This is a genomic window from Streptomyces sp. NPDC102514 (assembly GCF_055584525.1).
Map to the genome: position 1 here is coordinate 273,286 of NZ_JBVJLW010000014.1, position 21,027 is coordinate 294,312.

Below are 21,027 nucleotides of genomic sequence, written 5' to 3' on the forward strand. Positions count from 1 at the left end.
TCGACGATCAACACGATGGTCGACCAGCTCTCCGCCTTCGCCGACGAGGTCACCCGCGTCGCCCGCGAGGTCGGCACCGAGGGCAACCTCGGCGGCCGGGCCCAGGTCCGCGGTGTCTCCGGCGTCTGGAAGGACCTCACCGACAATGTCAACTTCATGGCGGACAACCTGACTTCACAGGTCCGCAACATCGCGCTCGTGTCCACCGCGGTGGCCCAGGGCGACCTCGGCAAGAAGATCACGGTCGAGGCGAAGGGCGAGATCCTGGAGCTGAAGTCGACGATCAACACGATGGTCGACCAGCTCTCCGCCTTCGCCGACGAGGTCACCCGCGTCGCCCGCGAGGTCGGCACCGAGGGCAACCTCGGCGGTCAGGCCCAGGTGCGTGGCGTATCAGGCGTCTGGAAGGACCTCACCGACAACGTCAACTTCATGGCCCTGAACCTCACCTCCCAGGTGCGCAACATCGCCCAGGTGACCACGGCCGTCGCCAACGGCGACCTCTCCAAGAAGATCACCGTCGACGCGCGCGGCGAGATCCTGGAGCTGAAGGACACCGTCAACACGATGGTGGAGCAGCTGCGCGCCTTCGCCGACGAGGTGACGAGGGTGGCCCGCGAGGTCGGCACCGACGGCCGTCTCGGCGGCCGGGCCCAAGTGCTCGGCGTCTCCGGTGTGTGGCGTGATCTCACGGACAACGTCAACTACATGGCGGACAACCTGACTTCACAGGTCCGCAACATCGCGCAGGTCGCGACCGCGGTGGCCCAGGGCGACCTGTCGAAGAAGATCGACGTCGACGCGCGCGGCGAGATCCTGGAGCTGAAGTCCACCATCAACACGATGGTGGACACGCTGTCGTCGTTCTCCTCCGAGGTCACCCGCGTGGCCCGCGAGGTGGGCTCGGAGGGCCAGCTCGGCGGTCAGGCGCGGGTCGAGGGCGTGTACGGCACCTGGAAGCGTCTGACGACGAACGTGAACGAGCTGGCGTCGAACCTCACCACCCAGGTCCGCGCGATCGCCGAGGTGGCGTCCGCGGTGGCCCAGGGCGACATGTCCCGCTCCATCACGGTGGAGACGCAGGGCGAGGTCGACGAGCTCAAGGACAACATCAACCTCATGGTGGCCAACCTCCGCGAGACCACCCGCGCCAAGGACTGGCTGGAGTCGAACCTCGCCCGTCTCGCCGCCCTGATGCAGGGCCACCGGGACCTGATGGAGGTCGCGGACCTGATCCTGCGCGAGCTGACCCCGCTGGTGAACGCGCAGTTCGGCGCCTTCTTCCTGGCCGACCCCGAGGAGGACAAGGCGACGCTGCAGACGGCCGTGCCCATCAAGGGGCTCGCCTTCATCGCCGGGTACGGCTCGGCGCAGAGCGCGACGGTCGACACGGTCAGCATGCCGGTGCACGGGCTCGTACGGCAGGCCGCGCGGGAGAGGAAGCGGATCCTGATGGAGGAGGCCCCGCCGGACTACATCAAGATCAACAGCGGTCTCGGGGAGGCGGCGCCCGCGAGTGTCGTCATCATCCCGATCCTCTTCGAGGACAAGCTGCTCGGTGTCATCGAACTCGCCTCGTTCTCCCGCTTCTCCGACGTCCACCTGGCGTTCTTCGACCAGTTCGTGAACACCATCGGCGTCGCGATCAACACCATCATCGCCAACTCCCGTACCGAGTCGCTGCTCGGCGAGTCCCAGCGGCTGGCCATCCAGCTTCAGGACCGCTCCGACGAACTCCAGTCGCAGCAGGCGGAGTTGCGCCGCTCGAACGCCGAACTGGAGGAGAAGGCGGCGCTGCTGGCCACCTCCTCGCAGTACAAGTCGGAGTTCCTGGCGAACATGTCGCACGAGCTGCGGACCCCGCTCAACTCGCTGCTGATCCTCGCCCGGCTGCTCTCCGACAACCCTGACGGCCATCTCTCCGACCAGGAGGTGCAGTTCGCGGCGACGATCCACCGCTCCGGCTCGGACCTCCTCCAGCTCATCAACGACATCCTCGACCTCTCGAAGATCGAGGCCGGCCGGATGGACGTACGTCCCAAGAAGCTGCCGCTGATCAAGCTGCTCGACTACGTGCACGCCACGTTCCGCCCGCTCACCCTCGACCGGGGTCTCACCTTCGAGGTGGAGGTCGGCGAGGACGTACCGCGCGAGATGTTCTCGGACGAGCAGCGGCTGCAGCAGATCCTGCGCAATCTGTTGTCGAACGCGATCAAGTTCACCGCGTCCGGCCGGGTCGAACTGCGCGTCAGCCGCGTCGAGAACCCCGAGCCCCACTTCACCCGGGAGAGCAGCGACAACGTCGTCGCGTTCGCGGTCTCCGACACCGGTATCGGCATCGCGGCGGAGAAACTTCCCGTGATCTTCGAGGCGTTCCAGCAGGCAGACGGCACGACGAACCGCAAGTACGGGGGCACGGGCCTCGGGCTGTCCATCAGCCGGGAGATCGCCGGTCTGCTGGGCGGCCGCATCATCGCCGAGAGCGTGCCGGGCCAGGGTTCCACCTTCACCCTGTACGTGCCGGTCGTCAGCCCCGGGCATCTGCCGGCCGGGCCCGGCGCCGAGGACCAGGACCTCGTCCTGCCCGAGCAGTTGTCCGTCGAACCCTTCGCCGTCCACGACCAGGACGACAGCTGGCCCGCGCCCACCAAACTGGAGGCATGGAAGACGGGCCGGGCGGGCCAGGTCCTGCCGGGGCGGCGCGTACTGATCGTGGACGACGACATCCGTAACGTCTTCGCGCTGACCCACGTACTGGGCCGGGTCGGCATGCCCGTCCTGTACGCGGAGAACGGCCGCGAGGGCATCGAGACCCTGGAGCGCAATCCCGATGTAGCACTCGTCCTGATGGACATCATGATGCCGGAGATGGATGGTTACGAGACCATCTTCGTCATCCGCCGCACCCCGCGCTGGGCCGGACTTCCCATCGTCGCCCTCACCGCCAAGGCGATGCCGGGCGACCGTGAGAAGTCCATCGCGCGCGGTGCGAACGACTACGTACCCAAGCCGGTGGACGTCGACCAGCTGCTGACCGTCGTCTGTGCCCTCCTGGACCCCGAGGGCGCGGACGATCAGGAGCGGGGCGACTCCGCCACAACCACCGCCGCGGGAACCGGCCCATCGGAGGAACCCGCAGTCCCGCCTAAACCGAATGAGGCAGGCAATCGATCACCATGAGCACTGAGGCATCGACCGACGAGCGCGCCAGCATTCTCCTCGTGGACGACATGGAGGACAATCTGATCGCGCTGGAGGCCGTCCTGGGGTCCCTCAACGAACCGCTCGTACGCGCCCGTTCGGGCGAGGAGGCGATGAAGGCCCTGCTGCGGCAGCGGTTCGCAGTCGTCCTCCTCGACATCCGGATGCCGGGCATGGACGGGTTCGAAACCGCCGCGAACATCAAGCGGCTCGACCAGACGAAGGACGTGCCGATCATCTTCCTGACCGGCACGGACTCCGACGCGGGCTACGCGTTCCGCGGGTACGCCACCGGAGCCGCCGACTATCTCACCAAGCCGTTCGACCCCTGGGTGCTGCGCGCCAAGGTCACCGTCTTCCTCGATCTGCACCGCAAGAACCAGCAGTTGGAGCGGATGCTCGCCCACGAGCAGGAACAGTTCGACGAACTCGCCCGGCGGCTGCACGCGATCGAGACCAGCATGTCGGCCGGCGGCCTCACGGACACGGCCGAACTGCGTCGGCACATACGCCACATGGAGGACCTGCTGCGCGAGATGCGGAGGGGGCGGGGTCTGTGACCCCGCCCCGCCCCGGAGAACCACCTTGACGGCTACGCCTCCCGCGCACCCGCGTACATCTCGTCGATCAGGTACTTGTACTCGCGCTCGACGACCGGGCGCTTCAGCTTGAGGCTCGGGGTCAGTTCGCCGTGCTCGATGTCGAGGTCGCGCGGGAGGAGCTTGAACTTCTTGATGGTCTGCCAGCGCTGAAGACCTTCGTTCAGCGTCCTGACGTGCTCGTCGATCAGCTCGACCGTCGCGGGCGCGGCGACCACGTCGGCGTACGACTTGCCGCCGAGGCCGTTGTCCGCGGCCCAGGCGAGGATCGACGGCTCGTCGAGGGCGATGAGCGCGGTGCAGAAGTTACGGTCGGCTCCGTGCACGAGGATGTTGGAGACGTACGGGCAGACGGCCTTGAACTGGCCCTCGACCTCGGCGGGCGCGATGTACTTGCCGCCGGACGTCTTGATCAGGTCCTTCTTGCGGTCGGTGATACGCAGATAGCCGTCCGGGGACAGCTCACCGATGTCACCGGTGTGGAACCAGCCGTCGGACTCCAGGACCTCGGCGGTCTTCTCCGGCAGCCCCTGGTAGCCCTCCATGATGCCGGGGCCGCGCAGCAGGATCTCGCCGTCGTCGGCGATGCGGACCTCGGTGCCGGGCAGGGGCTTGCCGACCGTGCCCGTGCGGTACGCCTCACCGGGGTTCACGAAGGAGGCCGCGGACGACTCCGTGAGCCCGTAACCCTCCAGGATGTGGATGCCGGCGCCCGCGAAGAAGTAGCCGATGTCGGGTGCGAGGGCGGCGCTGCCGGAGACGCAGGCGCGGAGGTTGCCGCCGAAGGCCTCACGGATCTTGGCGAAGACGAGCGTGTCCGCGACCTTGTGCTTGGCCGAGAGGCCGAAGGGCGCGGAGGCGACACCGGTACGGCGGAAGTTGTCCTGCGTGGCCTTCGCGTACGCGCGGGAGACCTCGGCCGCCCACTGGAAGATCTTGTACTTGGCGCCACCGCCGGCCCGCGCCTTGGCCGCGACCCCGTTGTAGACCTTCTCGAAGATCCGCGGCACGGCGGCCATGTACGTCGGCTGCACGACCGGCAGATTCTCGATGATCTTGTCCACGCGGCCGTCGACGGCGGTGACGTGCCCGACCTCGATCTGGCCGGACGTGAGCACCTTGCCGAAGACATGCGCGAGCGGCAGCCACAGGTACTGGACGTCGTCCTTGCCGACGAGACCGGTCGCGGCGATGGCCTTCGCCATGTACGACCAGTTGTCGTGCGGCAGCCGTACGCCCTTGGGGCGGCCGGTGGTGCCGGAGGTGTAGATGAGGGTGGCGAGCTGGTCCTTGGTGATCGCCCCGACCTTCTCCTTGATCAGGTCGGGGTTCTTCTCCAGGTACGCGGCGCCGCGATTCTCCAGCTCGGCGAGGCCGATCACCCAGTCGCCCTCGTCGGCGGCGGACTCGACGCCCGCGGAGTCGATCACGATGACATGGCTGAGCTCGGGCAGCTCGGCGCGCTTCTCACGCGCCTTGGCGAGCTGCTCGGCGTCCTCCGCGACCAGCACCCGGCTCTCGGAGTCGGAGAGGATGAACGCCGACTCGTCGGACTTGGTCGACGGATACACGGTCGTCGTCGCCGCGCCGGCACACATGATGCCGAGGTCGACGAGGATCCACTCGACGCGGGTGGAGGAGGCGAGCGCGACGCGCTGCTCCGGCCGCACGCCCAGCTCGATCAGGCCGGCCGCGATCGCGTAGACCCGCTCGGCCGCCTGCGCCCAGCTCAGCGACCTCCACTCGTCCGGCCCCTCGCCCGAGGCCGCCGGTACCGGGTAGCGGTACGCCTCGGCGTCCGGCGTGGCCGTCACGCGCTCCAGGAAGAGGGCCGCCACGGACGGCGGACGGTTCTCGATCAGGGTCTGTGTGTCGCTCACGACATCCTCCGGGGCCCGCGACAGTGCGTGACTGGCTCGTAGCGGTTAGCTCAGTAGCGGTCGTTGTTTAACTCGCGAGTAACGTCGAGTGGTGATCAGACTAAAGCCCGTCCGCCCGGTGCGTAAGAGGCGGCGGCCTGTCACTTCCTACAGAGCGTGGGCGGAATACGGCAGTCCGTGGACGACGCGGGCCCGCCGCGCGACAGCACGACGGGCCCATGTTTTCGGGCCTGGCCCGATGGTTGCTGGCGGCTACTTCTTGCCCTTGCCGCTGCCGGCGTTCTCATCACTGGACAGCACGGCGATGAAGGCCTCTTGCGGAACCTCCACAGAGCCCACCATCTTCATCCGCTTCTTGCCCTCCTTCTGCTTCTCAAGGAGCTTCCGCTTACGGGAGATGTCACCGCCGTAACACTTGGCGAGGACGTCCTTGCGGATGGCGCGGATGGTCTCACGGGCGATGACCCGGGAGCCGATGGCCGCCTGGATGGGGATCTCGAAGGCCTGGCGCGGGATGAGCTCGCGCAGCTTGGCGACGAGCCGCACCCCGTACGCGTACGCCGCGTCCTTGTGTGTGACGGCCGAGAAGGCGTCGACGCGGTCGCCGTGGAGCAGGATGTCGACCTTGACCAGCGAGGCGTCCTGCTCGCCGGTGGGCTCGTAGTCCAGCGAGGCGTAGCCGCGGGTCTTGGACTTCAGGTTGTCGAAGAAGTCGAAGACGATCTCGGCGAGGGGCAGCGTGTAGCGGATCTCGACGCGGTCCTCGGAGAGGTAGTCCATCCCGAGGAGGGTGCCGCGGCGGGTCTGGCACAGCTCCATGATCGAACCGATGAACTCGCTGGGGGCGAGGATCGTGGCCCGGACGACCGGCTCGAAGACCTTGTCGATCTTGCCCTCGGGGAACTCGCTCGGGTTGGTGACCGTGTGCTCCTTCCCGTCCTCCATGATCACGCGGTAGACCACGTTGGGCGCGGTGGCGATGAGTTCGAGGTTGAACTCGCGCTCCAGGCGCTCACGGATGACGTCGAGGTGCAGCAAACCCAGAAAACCGACACGGAAACCGAACCCCAGCGCCGCGGAGGTCTCCGGCTCGTAGACCAGGGCCGCGTCGTTGAGCTGGAGCTTGTCCAGCGCCTCACGCAGGTCGGGGTAGTCGGACCCGTCCAGCGGGTACAGACCGGAGAAGACCATCGGCTTCGGGTCCTTGTACCCGCCGAGGGCCTCGGTGGCGCCCTTGTCCTTGCTGGTGATCGTGTCACCGACCTTGGACTGACGGACGTCCTTCACGCCGGTGATGATGTAGCCCACCTCGCCGACGCCGATGCCGTCGGACGGCGTCATCTCGGGGGACGAGACACCGATCTCCAGCAGCTCGTGCGTGGCGCCGGTCGACATCATCTTGATGCGCTCGCGCTTGTTGAGCTGGCCGTCGATGACACGGACGTAGGTGACCACGCCCCGGTACGAGTCGTAGACCGAGTCGAAGATCATCGCGCGGGCGGGCGCGTCCGCGACACCGACCGGGGCGGGCACGTCCCGGACCACCCGGTCCAGGAGCGCGTCCACGCCGACGCCGGTCTTCGCCGAGACCTTCAGCACGTCCTCCGGCTGGCAGCCGATGAGATTGGCCAGCTCCTCGGAGAACTTCTCGGGCTGCGCGGCCGGCAGGTCGATCTTGTTCAGCACCGGGACGATGGTGAGGTCGTTCTCCATCGCCAGGTAGAGGTTCGCGAGGGTCTGGGCCTCGATGCCCTGGGCCGCGTCCACGAGCAGGACGGTGCCCTCACAGGCCGCGAGCGACCGCGAGACCTCGTACGTGAAGTCGACGTGCCCGGGGGTGTCGATCATGTTGAGGATGTGGGTGTTGCCCGGATCCTCGGTCGGCGCCCAGGGCAGCCGCACCGCCTGGGACTTGATGGTGATGCCGCGCTCGCGCTCGATGTCCATGCGGTCGAGGTACTGAGCACGCATCTGCCGCTGGTCGACCACCCCGGTCAGCTGGAGCATCCGGTCGGCGAGCGTGGACTTGCCGTGGTCGATGTGCGCGATGATGCAGAAATTGCGGATCTGAGCCGGGGCGGTACGGCTCGGCTCGGGCACATTGTTAGGGATCGCGGGCACGCAGGGTCCTGTCTCTTGAGGCGCCTGTCGCCTCGGGTCGGATCGATACGTAGGCTCCATGGTCCCACGGGCGGCGAGGTGCGACCGGTTTGGGCCGTCCGCGGGGCGACTGCTAATCTGGGCAGCTGTGTCTCCTGCCCTCTCTGCAGGGGACACGCAGGAAACGCAGGAAATTCAGAAGAGAAATCACCGGCGCATGAGACTCACCGTCGTGAGACGCCCCGTCTCGTGCGCCTGAACCTGAGAAGGCTCATTCGTGGCGAACATCAAGTCCCAGATCAAGCGGATCAAGACCAACGAGAAGGCCCGGCTGCGCAACAAGGCCGTCAAGTCTTCGCTGAAGACCGCGATCCGCAAGGCCCGCGAGGCCGCTGCCGCGGGTGACGTCGAGAAGGCCACGGCCGCGCAGCGCGAAGCCTCGCGCAAGCTGGACAAGGCCGTCTCCAAGGGCGTCATCCACAAGAACCAGGCCGCCAACAAGAAGTCGGCGCTTGCTTCGAAGGTCGCCTCCCTCAAGGGCTGAACCTCTGCCGAGTACTGGGCCACGGCCCCGCACTCACTTGATTCGAAGTGATTCGAACGCCGGAAGGACCTGAGCGGGCCCTCTCTCATCCGCTCCCGACCGGCACCCCGACTCGTACGCGACTGCGTTCGCCACGCGGGTACGAGTCCCCAGCATGAACCGGGCCCCGGCCCTTGCCCTGAAAGGGCGAGAACCGGGGCCCGTAGCCTTTTCAGCCCGCCCGGCGCCGTCGTGGCTGATCGCGCAGTTCCCCGCGCCCCTGCCATTCGCCTTTGGGGGCGCGGGGAACTGCGCGACCGGCCCCCACCGGGCCCACAGCCATAGATTCAGACCGACCGGGGGTCTGGGGGCACAGCCCCGTCCCCCAGGGGCGCGGGGAACTGCGCGACCAGCCCCCACCGGGGCCGCAGCCGTAAATTCACGCCGACGGGAGTCTGGGGGCCGCAGCCCTCAGAGGGACAGAAGCTAACCCCGCCGCATCCGCGCGGCCCGGGCGATCGTGACGACCGCCTTCTCCAGCGCGTACTCGGGATCATCCCCACCCCCCTTCACCCCCGCATCCGCCTCAGCAACCGCCGACAACGCGACAGCGACACCGTCCGGCGTCCACCCCCGCATCTGCTGCCGAACCCGATCGATCTTCCACGGCGGCATCCCCAGCTCCCGCGCCAGATCGGCCGGCCGCCCACCCCGCGCGGAGGAGAGCTTCCCGATGGCCCGCACCCCCTGCGCCAGCGCGCTGGTGATCAGCACGGGCGCGACCCCGGTCGACAACGACCACCGCAGCGCCTCCAGCGCCTCCGCCGCCCGCCCCTCGACCGCCCGGTCCGCCACCGTGAAGCTGGAGGCCTCCGCCCGGCCGGTGTAGTACCGCCCGACGACAGCCTCGTCGATGGTCCCCTCGACATCCGCGACCAACTGCGTCGTCGCGGAGGCCAGCTCCCGCAGATCGCTGCCGATCGAGTCGACGAGCGCCTGGCACGCCTCGGGCGTCGCCGACCGCCCCAGCGCCCGGAACTCCGCGCGCACGAACGACAGCCGGTCCGCCGGCTTCGTCATCTTGGGGCACGCGATCTCCCGCGCCCCCGCCTTGCGCGCCGCGTCGAGCAGCCCCTTGCCCTTGGCGCCCCCCGCGTGCAGCAGCACGAGCGTGATCTCCTCGGCCGGACCGCCCAGGTACGCCTTCACGTCCTTGATCGTGTCCGCCGACAGATCCTGCGCGTTCCGCACCACGACGACCTTGCGCTCGGCGAAGAGCGACGGGCTCGTCAGCTCGGCGAGCGTGCCCGGCTGCAACTGGTCCGACGTGAGGTCCCGTACGTCGGTGTCCGCGTCGGCGGCGCGCGCGGCGGCCACCACCTCCTGCACGGCACGGTCGAGCAGGAGGTCCTCCTGCCCCACGGCGATCGTGACGGGAGCGAGCGGATTGTCTTGTGCAGAGTTCCTGGCCATCGCGGCCAAGCATCCCACGCACCACCGACAACGACGGGCCCGCGACCACCGAAGCGTGTGCCGCCCCTGCGGCACTCCTACGGCGCTCCTACGGTTCCTCGCGCCAGCCGTCCCACTCCCTCACGAACTCGTCCAGCTCCCGGGCGTCCAGCCGCCCGTTCTCGTCGCGCAGCACGAGCAGCCACTGCGCGTCCTCGGCATCGTCCTCACCGGCCAGGGCGTCCCGGACGAGCTGGGGCTCCTCGTCCAGTGCGAACTGCTCACCGAGCGCCTCCGCCGCCTCCTGCGCGGCATCGCGGTCGGGCAGCACCAGTACATGTCTCACGTCGCTCACCCGGCCATTTTCCGGCACCGGCACAACGCCTCGCACCGGGGGCACCCGTCGACCGGCGACCAGCGGCCGACGACCGGCGACCAACAGCCGAAGGGCCCGCCCCTGGTCCCGGCTCAGCCCTTGGGGACGATCTGTATGTCCAGGTCGATCGTGATGCTCGTCCCGACCATGGCGATGCCCCGCGCGAGCATCGACTGCCAGCTCATCGTGAAGTCGTCGCGCCGCAACTCGGCGCCGGCGCGGCAGGCCGCCCGCACCTCGCCCTCCGTGCCGTTGCCCACCCCCAGATACTCCGTGTCGAGCGTGACCGTCCGCGTCACCCCGTGCAATGACAGCGCTCCGGTGACCCCCCACCGGCTGCCGCCCCGGTGCGTGAACCGGTCGCTGTAGAACTCCACCGTCGGAAACCGGTCCACGTCCAGGAAGTCCGCCGACTTCAGATGCCCGTCCCGCGTCCTGACGTTCGTGTCGATCGACCCCGCGTCGATCACCACGTGCATCGCCGACTGCTCCACGTTCTCGGCCACCCGCACGATCCCCGCGAAGGTGTTGAACCTCCCCCGCACCCGAGCCATCCCGATGTGCCGGGCCGTGAAGCCGATCGAGGAGTGGGTCGGCTCGATCTCCCAGTCCCCCGGCGCCGGTAACGCGGGTGGTTGCGCGGTGTTCAGCGTCACGTCGCCGAGCGCGGCCACCTCGTTCGCCGGCACCGTGACATTCGCCCGGTACGGGGCGTGCCCCTCGGCCGACACCGCGAGGCGGTACTCACCGGCCGGGACCGTCACCAGAAACGACCCGAACGGATCCAGCTCCCCGCCGACCACTCTGCGCCCCGCGGCATCCGTGACCAGGAACTCCGCGTCCGGCACCGGCTGGTTCACCGGATCCAGCACCCGGCAGCCGAGCACACCGGCCCCCTCCGGCAACGGCACCGAGGCGAGATTGCCCGCCTGTGCCCGGTTCGAACGGTTCCCCAACCAGCTGCCGGCCATCTGCGACCCACCCTCGCGTCAACACACGCTGTGAAAACACTTGTTGTCGGAGAGGTATTCGACCACCGATGCGACTTTCGAGGCAACAGACGACTACATCGCAGGGAACCAGCGCATGTGCTGGTACTACACACGAGTAGCCCGAATTAGCCGTTCCGCTTACGTTTTTCCCCTCAGTCGCCGCTCTTCCGGACAACCGGGACCCGCTCCAGCACGATCCCGAACCTCTTCCTGTACGCCTCCAGCACCTCCTCGTCCGAGACCAGCTCCACCGTCGTCTTCCCGCCGTCGGGGTCCGTGACCGTGAGCGTGCGCCCGCTGAGCGTGACCCGCCCGCCGTCCTCCGTGACCCGCGAGCAGACCAGTGACCGGGCGAAGTGCGACGCCGGCGAGGTGCTGTGCCACCAGGCCCCGGCCACGAAGTCCCCGAGCACCCGTGGCCGTGTCTCCAGCCGGTACTGGGACCTGCCGTCCCGCACCACCTCCAGATCCCCGAACTCCCCGGCGCTGCCCCGCACCCCGGCCGGATCCGCCCCGGCCACGATCACCCGGAACGCACCCGCCGGATCCGTCTGCTCCCCCCGCTCCCCGAAGGCCAGCGGGTAGTGGCTGTGCGCCCCGAACCCGACGTCGGCCAGCCAGTCGCCCCCGTCCACCGTCCGCACCCGCAGCGCCAGATGGTCGTACGGAATCCCGAGCCGCTCCCCGTCCCCGTAGACCCGCCCCGCGAGCAGCGTCACATCGAAGCCCAGCGCCTTGAGCAGCGCGCCGAACGCCCCGTTCAGTTCGTAGCAGAAGCCCCCCCTGCGGGCGCCCACCAGCTTGTCCAGGAGCGGTTTCTCCTCCAGGACGATCTCCTCACCGAGGTGGATCGACAGGTTCTCGAACGGCACGGTCAGCAGGTGTCGCAACTGCAGTTCACGGAGTACGTCGGCGGTGGGCCAGGCGGGGTGGGTGACACCGATCCGGCGGAGGTAGGCATCGACCTGTGCGGGTTTCATACCCTCAGTCTCGCGTGATCAGCAGGTGATCGTCTCCTCCTCCCACGGTTACCGCCCCGTCCACATCGGTGCGCAGCACCTGCGCGCCCCCTGCTTCCAGTGCTGCCATCGTGCTCGGTGCCGGATGTCCGTAGGGGTTGTCGGCGCCGCACGAGATGAGCGCGAGGCGTGGCGCCGCCCGTCGTATGAGGTCCGGATCCTGGTAGGCCGAACCATGATGGGCGACTTTGAGAACATCCACGGCTTTCAGAGCGGTCCCGGCCGGTGATCTCAACAGGGCCTGCTGAGCGGGTGGTTCGAGGTCTCCGAGCATCAGCATGGTCAGCCCGGCCGACCTCACGAGCAGGGTGACACTCGCGTCGTTCGGCCCCTCCGGCACCGGCTCCGGCATCGGTCCCTGCACCGGTGCGGCCCCCGGCGTGGGGCTCGGTGGCGGCCACAGCACCTGCCAGTCGAGCCCGCCCGTACGACGCCGCTCGCCCGCCACCGCCCGCGTCACCGGGATGTGCCGGACCGCAGCCTGCCGGTGCACGAAATCGGCCTGGTCCAGTGGCTCCTCCAGGCCCGTCGTCTCGATCGCGCCCACCGAACGCCCGCGCAGCACACCCGGCAGCCCCGCCACATGGTCCGCGTGGAAGTGGGTCAGCACGACGAGGGGGACCCGGGTGATGCCGAGTGCCTTCAGACACCGGTCGACGAGTATCGGGTCGGGTCCCGCGTCCACCACCACCCCACTGCCGTCGCCCGCCGCGAGCACCGTCGCGTCGCCTTGGCCCACGTCGCACATCGCGAACCGCCACTCCGGCGGCGGCCACCCTGTGATCACCCGGGTGAGAGGCGGCGGCTGCACCAGCACGAGCAGGAGCAACACTCCGCAGGCACCGCTCAGCCAGGGATGCCGCAGCAGCCTGCGCCCGACACACACGACGGCGGCGATCGCACCGGCGAGCAGCAGCGCCCCGGTCCAGCTTCCCGGCCAGTCCATGCCTCCGCCCGGCAGGGCCGCACCCGCCCGGGCGATGTCCGCGATCCAGCCGGCGGGCCAACTCGCGCACCAGGCCAGCACTCTCGCGACCGGCATCGCCCAGGGAGCCGTGGTCAGCGTCGCGAAGCCCAGCACCGTGGCCGGCGCGACCGCGAACTCCACGAGCAGGTTGCACGGCACCGCCACCAGACTGACCCGCGCCGAAAGAACGGCGACGACCGGCGCACATACCGCCTGCGCGGCGCCCGCGGCCGCCAACGCCTCGGCCCACCTCGGCGGCACCCCGCGCCCGCGGAGCGCCGCACTCCATCGCGGAGCCAGCGTGAGCAGCGCGCCGGTGGCGAGCACGGAGAGCAGGAAGCCGTAACTCCGGGCCAGCCACGGGTCGTACAGCACCAGCACGAGCACCGCCGTGGCCAGCGCCGGAATCAGTGATCTGCGGCGCCCGGTGGCGATGGCCAGCAGCGCGATCGATCCGCAGGCGGCGGCCCTCAGCACACTCGGGTCCGGCCGGCACACGATCACGAAGCCGAGCGTGAGCGCACCCCCGCACAGAGCGGTCGCCCGCAACGGCAGACCGAGCCGGGGCGCCAGCCCCCGGCGCTCGATCCGCTGGGCCCGGCCCGACGGCCCGATGAGCAGGGCGAGCACGATCGTGAAGTTGGCCCCGCTGACGGCGAGGATGTGTGTGAGATCGGTCGCCCTGAACGCGTCGTCCAGCTCCGGTGTGATCCGGGAGGTGTCCCCGACCACCAGTCCTGGCAGCAGCGCCCGCGCGTCCGGATCCAGCCCGTCGGTCGCCGCCCGCAACCTGCCCCGCAGCTCCCCGGCGAACCGCTGTGTGGCAGTCGGCCGCCCGACCACCACCGGTGGCCCGCTGCCGCGTACCCGGAGCACCGCCGCGATCCGGTCTCCGCCACCGAGCGCGGGCGCGACCTGCGCGGTCACCCTGAGCCGGGTGGAGGGGAGAAGGGAGAGCCAGCGCGAACCGGCCCTCTCCCGGCCCACCCCCGGCCCCGACTCCGCCCTGAGTCCCGGCCTCACCCCAGGCTCAGACCCCGATCCGTGCGTCGCCCCCGTTCCCCTCCCCGCGTCCACGATCAGCAGCACCGGCGTACGGGTCCGCGCCTGCGTTCCGTCCGGCCTCTCGACGTGCCTGACTTCCGCGTTAAGCAGGATCGCGGTCGGGGCGGCGTGGTTCCCCTTGATCCGGGGACGGGTGAGCCGTGGGTCCGAGGTGACCTCCACCTCGGCGGTCACCCGGTCGTACTGCCGCGCGGCCTCCGGGATCGGGCCCCTGCGCAGATCGGCGCCGTGCAGCCCACCCGAGGCCGCCGCAGCCGCGACACAGAGCAGCACGGCCGCGACGGAGGCCTTCGACCAGGGCGACCGCAGCAACCGGAGCGGTGGTGCGCCCCGCAGCCGGTCGCGTCCCGCGTGCAGGAGCAGCCCGGCCACCGCCACGCAGAGGACGACCAGACCAGCGACCCACCCCGGCGGTGCGTCCAACGTCACCGCCGCCGTCGCCCACGCCGCCAGCGCTGGTGGGACCAGCCGCAGATCCGTCGGGCCCTCCTGCCGGGGGTGCGCGGCACCGAGCGGACTGCCGGAGACCGCGTGCACGGGCGGCCTGCTCGTCGGGTTCAGGCCCCTCATGGCCGTACGAGATTCCGCAGATCGGCGAAGCGGCGGTCGCCGATTCCGTTCACCTCGCGGAGCTCGTCGACCGAACGGAAGCCGCCGTGCCGACCGCGGTAGTCGATGATGTGCTGCGCCAGCACGGGGCCGACGCCGGGCAGCGTGTCCAGCTGTTCCAGGGTGGCCGTGTTGAGGGCGACCGGAGTGACGGGGGCCGGGGCGGCCCCACCGGGCCCCACGACACCCGAACCCCCCGAAGCACCCGCACCTCCCAGCGCCCCTGACACCCCCGGTACCCCCGGCGCTCCCGGCCCCACCGCCGACGGTGTCCCGACCACCACCTGCTCACCGTCCACCAGGAACCGTGCGCGGTTGAGGCCCTCGGTGTTCGTGCCCGGACGCACTCCGCCCGCGGCCTTCAGCGCGTCGGCGACCCGGGAACCGGCCGGCAGCCGATGGATACCCGGCTCACGCACCTTGCCGCTGACGTCCACCACGAGTGCGGTCGGAACCGCGCCCGCGGGCACGGTGGCGGAGGTTCCGGCCGGAGCCTTCTGCCCGGCCGCGTTCGCCTCCTCCCCGTAGGGAACCGCGGCCCGTACGATCTCCGGGGCCCGCACCGGCTGGGTCCGCCCCGACCAGAAGTGCTGTGCGGCCAGGGCCGCGGCGACGACCAGCACCACGGCGAGCGCGGCCACGCTCCTGCGTTCCAGGCCGCACCTGGACTGGAGCCACAGCGGCATCCGCTCCCGGACGGCGAGCCCGGCCCGCGCCCGCCACGCGGGGACGGGCCGGGTCTCGTCGGCGCCCCCGTCGCCGTCCCCAAGCACCCCGACCTCGGGACTCCGCCCCACCCCCGAGGGGGAGTGACGTCGACTGCCGGACGGTGGGGGCTGGTCACGCAGTTCCTCGCGCCCCTGAAGGGCGCCGCCACTCCACTCCGCCGACGGCCCCTGCCGCAACCCCACACCCGGCGAAGTGTCATGTCGCCCAACCGACGGTGGGGACTCCTCGTGCCCCCGAGGGACCCCGTCCCTCCACTCCCCCGGCGGCCCGTGCCGCAACTCCCCGCGCACCCGCCCCCGTTCGGGCGGGAAGAGTGTCTCCGCGCGCAGGCGCAGCGTCTGCGCCGAGGCTTCCCGGCGCAGGGACCTGCCTCGGTGGGGCCGGCGGCGGTGTCGCGTACGGACGTCGGAGGCCGGGCCGCGGCCCGGTCCACTGGCGGATGTCGTGGTCCGTGAAACAGATCGAAGTGGCATGGCACGAGAATCAGGCACGAAGCCACATCCCCGATGATCTTGATGAATTCCCGGGGATTACCGCCCAGTTGTGGATAACTCCGTCACTCGCCAGGGTCCACGCAGCCACTGCGGGCCGTCGGACCGCCGCTCACCGGGGCGAGACGACCGCCCCCAGCAGCCCCGGCCCCGTGTGCGCCCCGATCACCGCTCCGACCTCGCTCACATGCAGGTCGGCCAGCCCGGGAACCCGTACCCTCAGCCGTTCCGCGAGCGCCGAGGCGCGGTCGGGGGCGGCGAGATGGTGGACGGCGATGTCGACCTGGGCGCTCCCGGCCCGGTCGGCCACGATCTCTTCGAGACGGGCGATCGCCTTGGTGGCGGTGCGCACCTTCTCCCGCAGCTCGATGCGCCCGCCGTCCAGTTCCAGCAGTGGTTTGACGGCCAGCGCGGAGCCGAGCAGCGCCTGCGCCGCCCCGATCCGGCCGCCCCGGCGGAGATAGTCGAGGGTGTCGACGTAGAAGTACGCGTACGTTCCCGCAGCCCGTTTCTCCGCGGCCGTGACCGCTTCGTCGACCGTGCCGCCCGCCTCCGCGGACTCGGCGGCGGCCAGGGCGCAGAAGCCGAGGGCCATGGCCACCATCCCGGTGTCCACCACCCGCACGGGCACGGGCGCCTCGCGTGCGGCGAGGACCGCGGCGTCGTAGGTGCCCGAGAACTCGGAGGACAGGTGCAGCGAGACGATGCCGGTGGCGCCGGACTCGGCGACGCGGCGGTAGGTCTCGGCGAAGACCTCGGGGCTGGGCCGGGAGGTCGTGACGGACCGCCGCTTCTGCAGGGCCAGGGCCAGGGAGCGGGCCGAGATCTCGGTGCCCTCTTCGAGCGCCTGGTCGCCGAGGACCACGGTCAGGGGCACCGCGGTGATGCCGTGGCGCTCCATCGTCCGCGGCGGCAGGTAGGCCGTTGAATCGGTGACGATCGCGACATGGCGGGACATGAGCTGGAGATTACCTGTCAGTGGACGTGGAAGGCAGCCCGGCCCCTGCCGCCCGCTGCCGGACCGGCGGTATCAAGTCGTGCTCTCCGGGCGGGGCTTCTTCTCCCAAGGGTAGGCGGCCCGCTGCCTGGGTGCGTCGATCGCGGCCCGGGTGGGCTCCTCGGCCCTGCGCGCTTCTGCGTTGTCCGGCCAGGTCTGCTGGTCGGCGGCGGCGCTCGGTGCCTCCGGCCACGGCGGCGCGGACGCGGGCTCCGTCGCCGGCCGGGGAGACGGGCCGGTCGGGGAACCGGTCGACGAACCGGCGGACGAACCGGCCGAAGAGCCCGTCGACGAGGTGGCCGACGAGCCGGATCCGGCCGCCGGACCCGTCGTCCGCGTGGGCGACGGTTCCGTCGTCCAGTGCCGTAGCGCGCCCGCCTCCATGTCGATCTGCGTGCTCAGCGACTCCAGGTCGTCGCCACCGAACCGCTGGGCGCGGTCGCGCGCCGCCCAGCGCAGTGCGTCGGCCGATTTCGTTATCTGCTCGGTGCGCTCCCGCAGCGCGGGCAGCCGCTCGGCGAGGCGCGCCCTGTCCGGTTCGCGCTCCAGCCGCTTCAACTCGCCGTCCAGCTCATGGCCGTGCGCGCTGAGCCGGTCGAAGAGCGCGAGTGACTCCTTCAGCGACTCGTCCTCGCTCACGCCCGCCTGCAGCGCTTCCTGGGTGGCCCGCATCGATGTGCGCAGGGAGAGACGCAGTTGGGCGAGCTGCCCGAGGGAACCCGGCTGGGCGAAGGTCTTCGCCTTGAGCGTGGAGTCCTCCACCGTGCGGCGGGCCTGTGCGACGGTGCGGTCCACGCCGCGCTTCGCGGCGCCGACCACCTTCACCGTGGCGTAGATGCCCAGTGTCACGAACAGCAAGAAGATCAGCGCCACGATGGCAACCACGGCTTCCATGACGGTCCTCTCGGGTGCTGCGTCCAGTGCATGCGGGCTCTTCCACGCACTTGTGGGCTCTTTCACCGTAAACGGAAAAAGCAGGCCGAGGGTTCCAGCGGAACCCCCAACCTGCCCGTAGGGGGAGACCCCGAGCCGCACACCACCGGCCGCCGCCCGGACGTCACCTACGCCGAAATACCCCGGAACACCGCGGAACGACGTTCCGTCACCTACGCCGGAACGATGTTCACCAGCTTCGGCGCCCGCACGATCACCTTGCGGATGCCCGCCCCGTCCAGCGCCGCGACCACCTTGTCGTCGGCCAGCGCCACCTTCTCCAGCTCCTCGTCCGAGATCGACGGGGAGACCTCCAGGCGTGCCTTGACCTTGCCCTTGATCTGCACGACGCAGGTCACGCTCTCGTCGACGGCGTACGCCGGGTCGGCGACCGGGAAGTCCCGGTGGACGACCGAGTCGGTGTGGCCCAGCTTGCGCCACAGTTCCTCGGCGATGTGCGGGGCCAGCGGCGCGACCAGCAGCACCAGCGAATCGGCCACGCTCCGCGGGATGGGGCCGCCCGCCTTCGTCAGGTGGTTGTTCAGCTCGGTGACCTTGGCGATGGCGGTGTTGAAGCGCAGGCCCTCCAGGTCCTGGCGCACGCCGTCGATCGCCTTGTGCAGGACGCGCAGCGTGTCCGCGTCGATGTCGGCGTCCGGGACGTCGACGACAGTGACGTCACCGGTGGTCTCGTCGATCACGTTGCGCCACAGCCGCTGCAGCAGCCTGAACTGGCCCACCACCGCGCGCGTGTCCCACGGCCGCGACACGTCCAGGGGACCCATCGCCATCTCGTACAGGCGCAGGGTGTCCGCCCCGTACTCGGCGCAGATCTCGTCCGGAGTGACCGCGTTCTTCAGGGACTTGCCCATCTTGCCCAGCAGCCGGGAGACCTTCTCGCCCTCGAAGTAGTAGGCGCCGTCGCGCTCCTCCACCTCGGCGGCCGGTACGGCGATGCCACGGCTGTCGCGGTACACGAAGGCCTGGATCATGCCCTGGTTGTACAGCTTGTGGAACGGCTCCGCGGAGGAGACGTGCCCCAGGTCGAACAGCACCTTGGACCAGAAGCGCGCGTACAGCAGGTGCAGCACGGCGTGCTCGGCGCCGCCGACGTACAGGTCGACGCCGCCGTGCGGCTGGCCCTCGCGCGGGCCCATCCAGTACTGCTCGACCTCCGGGTCGACCAGCTTCTCGGAGTTGTGCGGGTCCAGGTAGCGCAGCTCGTACCAGCAGGAACCGGCCCAGTTGGGCATGGTGTTGGTCTCGCGGCGGTACGCGCGCGTGCCGCGGCCGTCACCCAGGTCCAGCTCGACGTTGACCCAGTCCTCGTTGCGGGACAGCGGGGTCTCCGGGGACGTGTTCGCGTCGTCGGGGTCGAAGGTGCGCGGCGAGTAGTCCTCGACCTCCGGCAGTTCCAGGGGCAGCATCGACTCGGGCAGCGGGTGGGCGATGCCGTCCTCGTCGTAGACGATCGGGAAGGGCTCGCCCCAGTAGCGCTGGCGGCTGAACAGCCAGTCACGCAGCCTGAAGTTGACGGTGCCGCGGCCGACGTCCTTGCCCTCCAGCCACTCGGTGATGCGCGCCTTGGCCTCGGTGACGCCCAGGCCGTCCAGCGAGATGTCGCCGTTCGCGGAGTTGATGATCTTCGCGTCGTACGAGCCGAAGGCGTCCTCCCACGTCGACGTGTCGGTGCCCCGGCCGTCGGTGGGCTCGACCACGCAGCGGATCGGCAGCTCGAAGGCGCGCGCGAACTCGAAGTCGCGCTGGTCGCCCGCGGGGACCGCCATGATCGCGCCGGTGCCGTAGCCCATCAGTACGTAGTCGGCGATGAAGACGGGGACCTGCTCGCCGTTGACCGGGTTGGTCGCGTACGAGCCGATGAAGACGCCCGTCTTGTCCTTGGCCTCGGCCTGCCGCTCGACGTCCGACTTGGAGGCGGCCTGCGCGCGGTAGGCGGCGACGGCCTCGGACGGAGTGGCGTGGCCGCCCGTCCAGACGTCGTGGGTGCCCTCGGGCCAGGCGGCCGGGGTGAACTTCTCGACCAGCGGGTGCTCGGGGGCCAGCACCATGTAGGTCGCGCCGAACAGGGTGTCCGGGCGGGTGGTGAAGACGGAGATGGCGTCGCCGTCGATGGGGAAGTCGACGCGTGCGCCCTCGGAGCGGCCGATCCAGTTGCGCTGCTGCAGCTTGATGGCCTCGGGCCAGTCCAGCGCGTCCAGGTCGTCCAGCAGCCGGTCGGCGTACGCGGTGATGCGCATGTTCCACTGGCGCAGCTTGGCCTTGAAGACGGGGAAGTTGCCGCGTTCGGAACGGCCGTCCGCGGTCACCTCCTCGTTCGCCAGGACGGTGCCCAGGCCGGGACACCAGTTGACGGGCGCCTCGGAGGCGTACGCCAGGCGGTGGTCGCCCAGGACGTCGGCCCTCTCGGCATGAGACAGCTCACTCCAGATACGTGCGCCGGGCAGCGCGCGTTCACCGCTCTCGAACTTCGCCACCAGTTCGGCGATCGGACGGGCCCGGCCGGCCTCGGTGTCGTACCAGGAGTTGAAGATCTGCAGGAAGATCCACTGGGTCCACTTGTAGTACTCGGGGTCGATCGTCGCGAAGGACCGGCGCTGGTCGTGGCCCAGGCCCAGGCGGCGCAGCTGGACCTTCATGTTCGCCATGTTGGCCTCGGTGGACACCCGCGGGTGTGTGCCGGTCTGCACGGCGTACTGCTCGGCGGGCAGGCCGAAGGCGTCGAAGCCCAGCGTGTGCAGGACGTTGTGGCCGGTCATGCGCTGGTAGCGGGCGTAGACATCGGTGGCGATGTAGCCCAGCGGGTGGCCGACGTGCAGGCCCGAACCGGAGGGGTACGGGAACATGTCCATGATGAACTTCTTGGGCCTGGCCGCCAGCTCGGGGTCGCCGGCCAGATCACCCTTCGGGTTGGGTGCCGCGTACGTGTTCTCGGCGTCCCATACGTCCTGCCAGCGTGCCTCGATCTGCTCGGCCATGGCGGCCGTGTAGCGGTGCGGCGCTGCCACCTCGGAGGCAGCGGTGTTCGTCTCGCTCATGATCCTCAAAGCTCCATCGATCGTCTCTGCCAGCGGCT

Annotated in this window: 14 protein-coding genes; 3 read left to right on the top strand and 11 right to left on the bottom strand. The window is 69.9% G+C overall.

All coding sequences use genetic code 11. The features are described from left to right. Both ACZ60E_RS31915 and ACZ60E_RS31920 read left to right on the top strand, forming a co-directional pair. Window positions 1-3,180 (top strand): HAMP domain-containing protein (locus ACZ60E_RS31915; RefSeq protein WP_469444915.1); only part of this gene is annotated, 3,180 nt, incomplete at its 5' end. After that, on the top strand, window positions 3,177-3,761 hold the full coding sequence (locus ACZ60E_RS31920) for a response regulator (RefSeq protein ID WP_469444916.1): 585 nt from the start codon (window positions 3,177-3,179) through the stop codon (window positions 3,759-3,761). The genes ACZ60E_RS31915 and ACZ60E_RS31920, both read left to right, overlap by 4 nt. Before the next feature lie 32 nt (window positions 3,762-3,793). Here the strand turns inward: ACZ60E_RS31920 and ACZ60E_RS31925 are convergent, their stop codons facing one another. Together ACZ60E_RS31925 and lepA are read right to left on the bottom strand one after the other, a co-directional pair. Continuing rightward, complete coding sequence (locus ACZ60E_RS31925; protein WP_469444917.1) at window positions 3,794-5,680, bottom strand: AMP-dependent synthetase/ligase; 1,887 nt, start codon at window positions 5,678-5,680, stop codon at window positions 3,794-3,796. A gap of 252 nt (window positions 5,681-5,932) precedes the next feature. Next, complete coding sequence (lepA, locus tag ACZ60E_RS31930; RefSeq protein ID WP_384816248.1) at window positions 5,933-7,801, bottom strand: translation elongation factor 4; 1,869 nt, start codon at window positions 7,799-7,801, stop codon at window positions 5,933-5,935. A 256-nt stretch (window positions 7,802-8,057) separates the two neighbouring features. Between lepA and rpsT the strand changes: the two genes are divergently transcribed. After that, the gene (gene rpsT, locus ACZ60E_RS31935) at window positions 8,058-8,324 is read left to right on the top strand and encodes a 30S ribosomal protein S20 (protein ID WP_107016309.1); all 267 of its coding nucleotides are present in this window, start codon (window positions 8,058-8,060) and stop codon (window positions 8,322-8,324) included. 465 nt (window positions 8,325-8,789) lie between these two features. Here rpsT and holA read toward each other — a convergent pair whose 3' ends face one another. The 9 genes from holA to leuS form a co-directional block, all read right to left on the bottom strand. Then, window positions 8,790-9,776, bottom strand: a complete 987-nt coding sequence (holA, locus tag ACZ60E_RS31940) for a DNA polymerase III subunit delta (protein ID WP_384809282.1) — start codon at window positions 9,774-9,776, stop codon at window positions 8,790-8,792. An 88-nt stretch (window positions 9,777-9,864) separates the two neighbouring features. After that, window positions 9,865-10,110 (bottom strand): hypothetical protein, encoded by a 246-nt coding sequence (locus ACZ60E_RS31945; protein WP_107016307.1) that lies wholly within the window; start codon window positions 10,108-10,110, stop codon window positions 9,865-9,867. Window positions 10,111-10,223: 113 nt separating this feature from the next. Then, window positions 10,224-11,102, bottom strand: a complete 879-nt coding sequence (locus ACZ60E_RS31950; protein WP_385836608.1) for a YceI family protein — start codon at window positions 11,100-11,102, stop codon at window positions 10,224-10,226. Between the two features lie 173 nt (window positions 11,103-11,275). Next, window positions 11,276-12,103 (bottom strand): arylamine N-acetyltransferase family protein, encoded by an 828-nt coding sequence (locus tag ACZ60E_RS31955; RefSeq protein WP_469444921.1) that lies wholly within the window; start codon window positions 12,101-12,103, stop codon window positions 11,276-11,278. 4 nt (window positions 12,104-12,107) lie between these two features. Further along, the gene (locus ACZ60E_RS31960; protein ID WP_469444923.1) at window positions 12,108-14,744 is read right to left on the bottom strand and encodes a ComEC/Rec2 family competence protein; all 2,637 of its coding nucleotides are present in this window, start codon (window positions 14,742-14,744) and stop codon (window positions 12,108-12,110) included. Next, complete coding sequence (locus ACZ60E_RS31965) at window positions 14,741-15,985, bottom strand: ComEA family DNA-binding protein (RefSeq protein WP_469444925.1); 1,245 nt, start codon at window positions 15,983-15,985, stop codon at window positions 14,741-14,743. The genes ACZ60E_RS31960 and ACZ60E_RS31965 overlap by 4 nt, the downstream gene beginning before the upstream one ends. 130 nt (window positions 15,986-16,115) lie before the next feature. Beyond that, window positions 16,116-16,961, bottom strand: coding sequence for a DegV family protein (locus ACZ60E_RS31970; protein ID WP_384809272.1), 846 nt, complete (start codon window positions 16,959-16,961; stop codon window positions 16,116-16,118). 72 nt (window positions 16,962-17,033) lie between these two features. After that, window positions 17,034-17,894, bottom strand: a complete 861-nt coding sequence (locus ACZ60E_RS31975; RefSeq protein WP_469444928.1) for a hypothetical protein — start codon at window positions 17,892-17,894, stop codon at window positions 17,034-17,036. Between the two features lie 212 nt (window positions 17,895-18,106). Further along, on the bottom strand, window positions 18,107-20,989 hold the full coding sequence (gene leuS / locus ACZ60E_RS31980) for a leucine--tRNA ligase (RefSeq protein WP_469444929.1): 2,883 nt from the start codon (window positions 20,987-20,989) through the stop codon (window positions 18,107-18,109). Window positions 20,990-21,027: the final 38 nt, after the last annotated feature.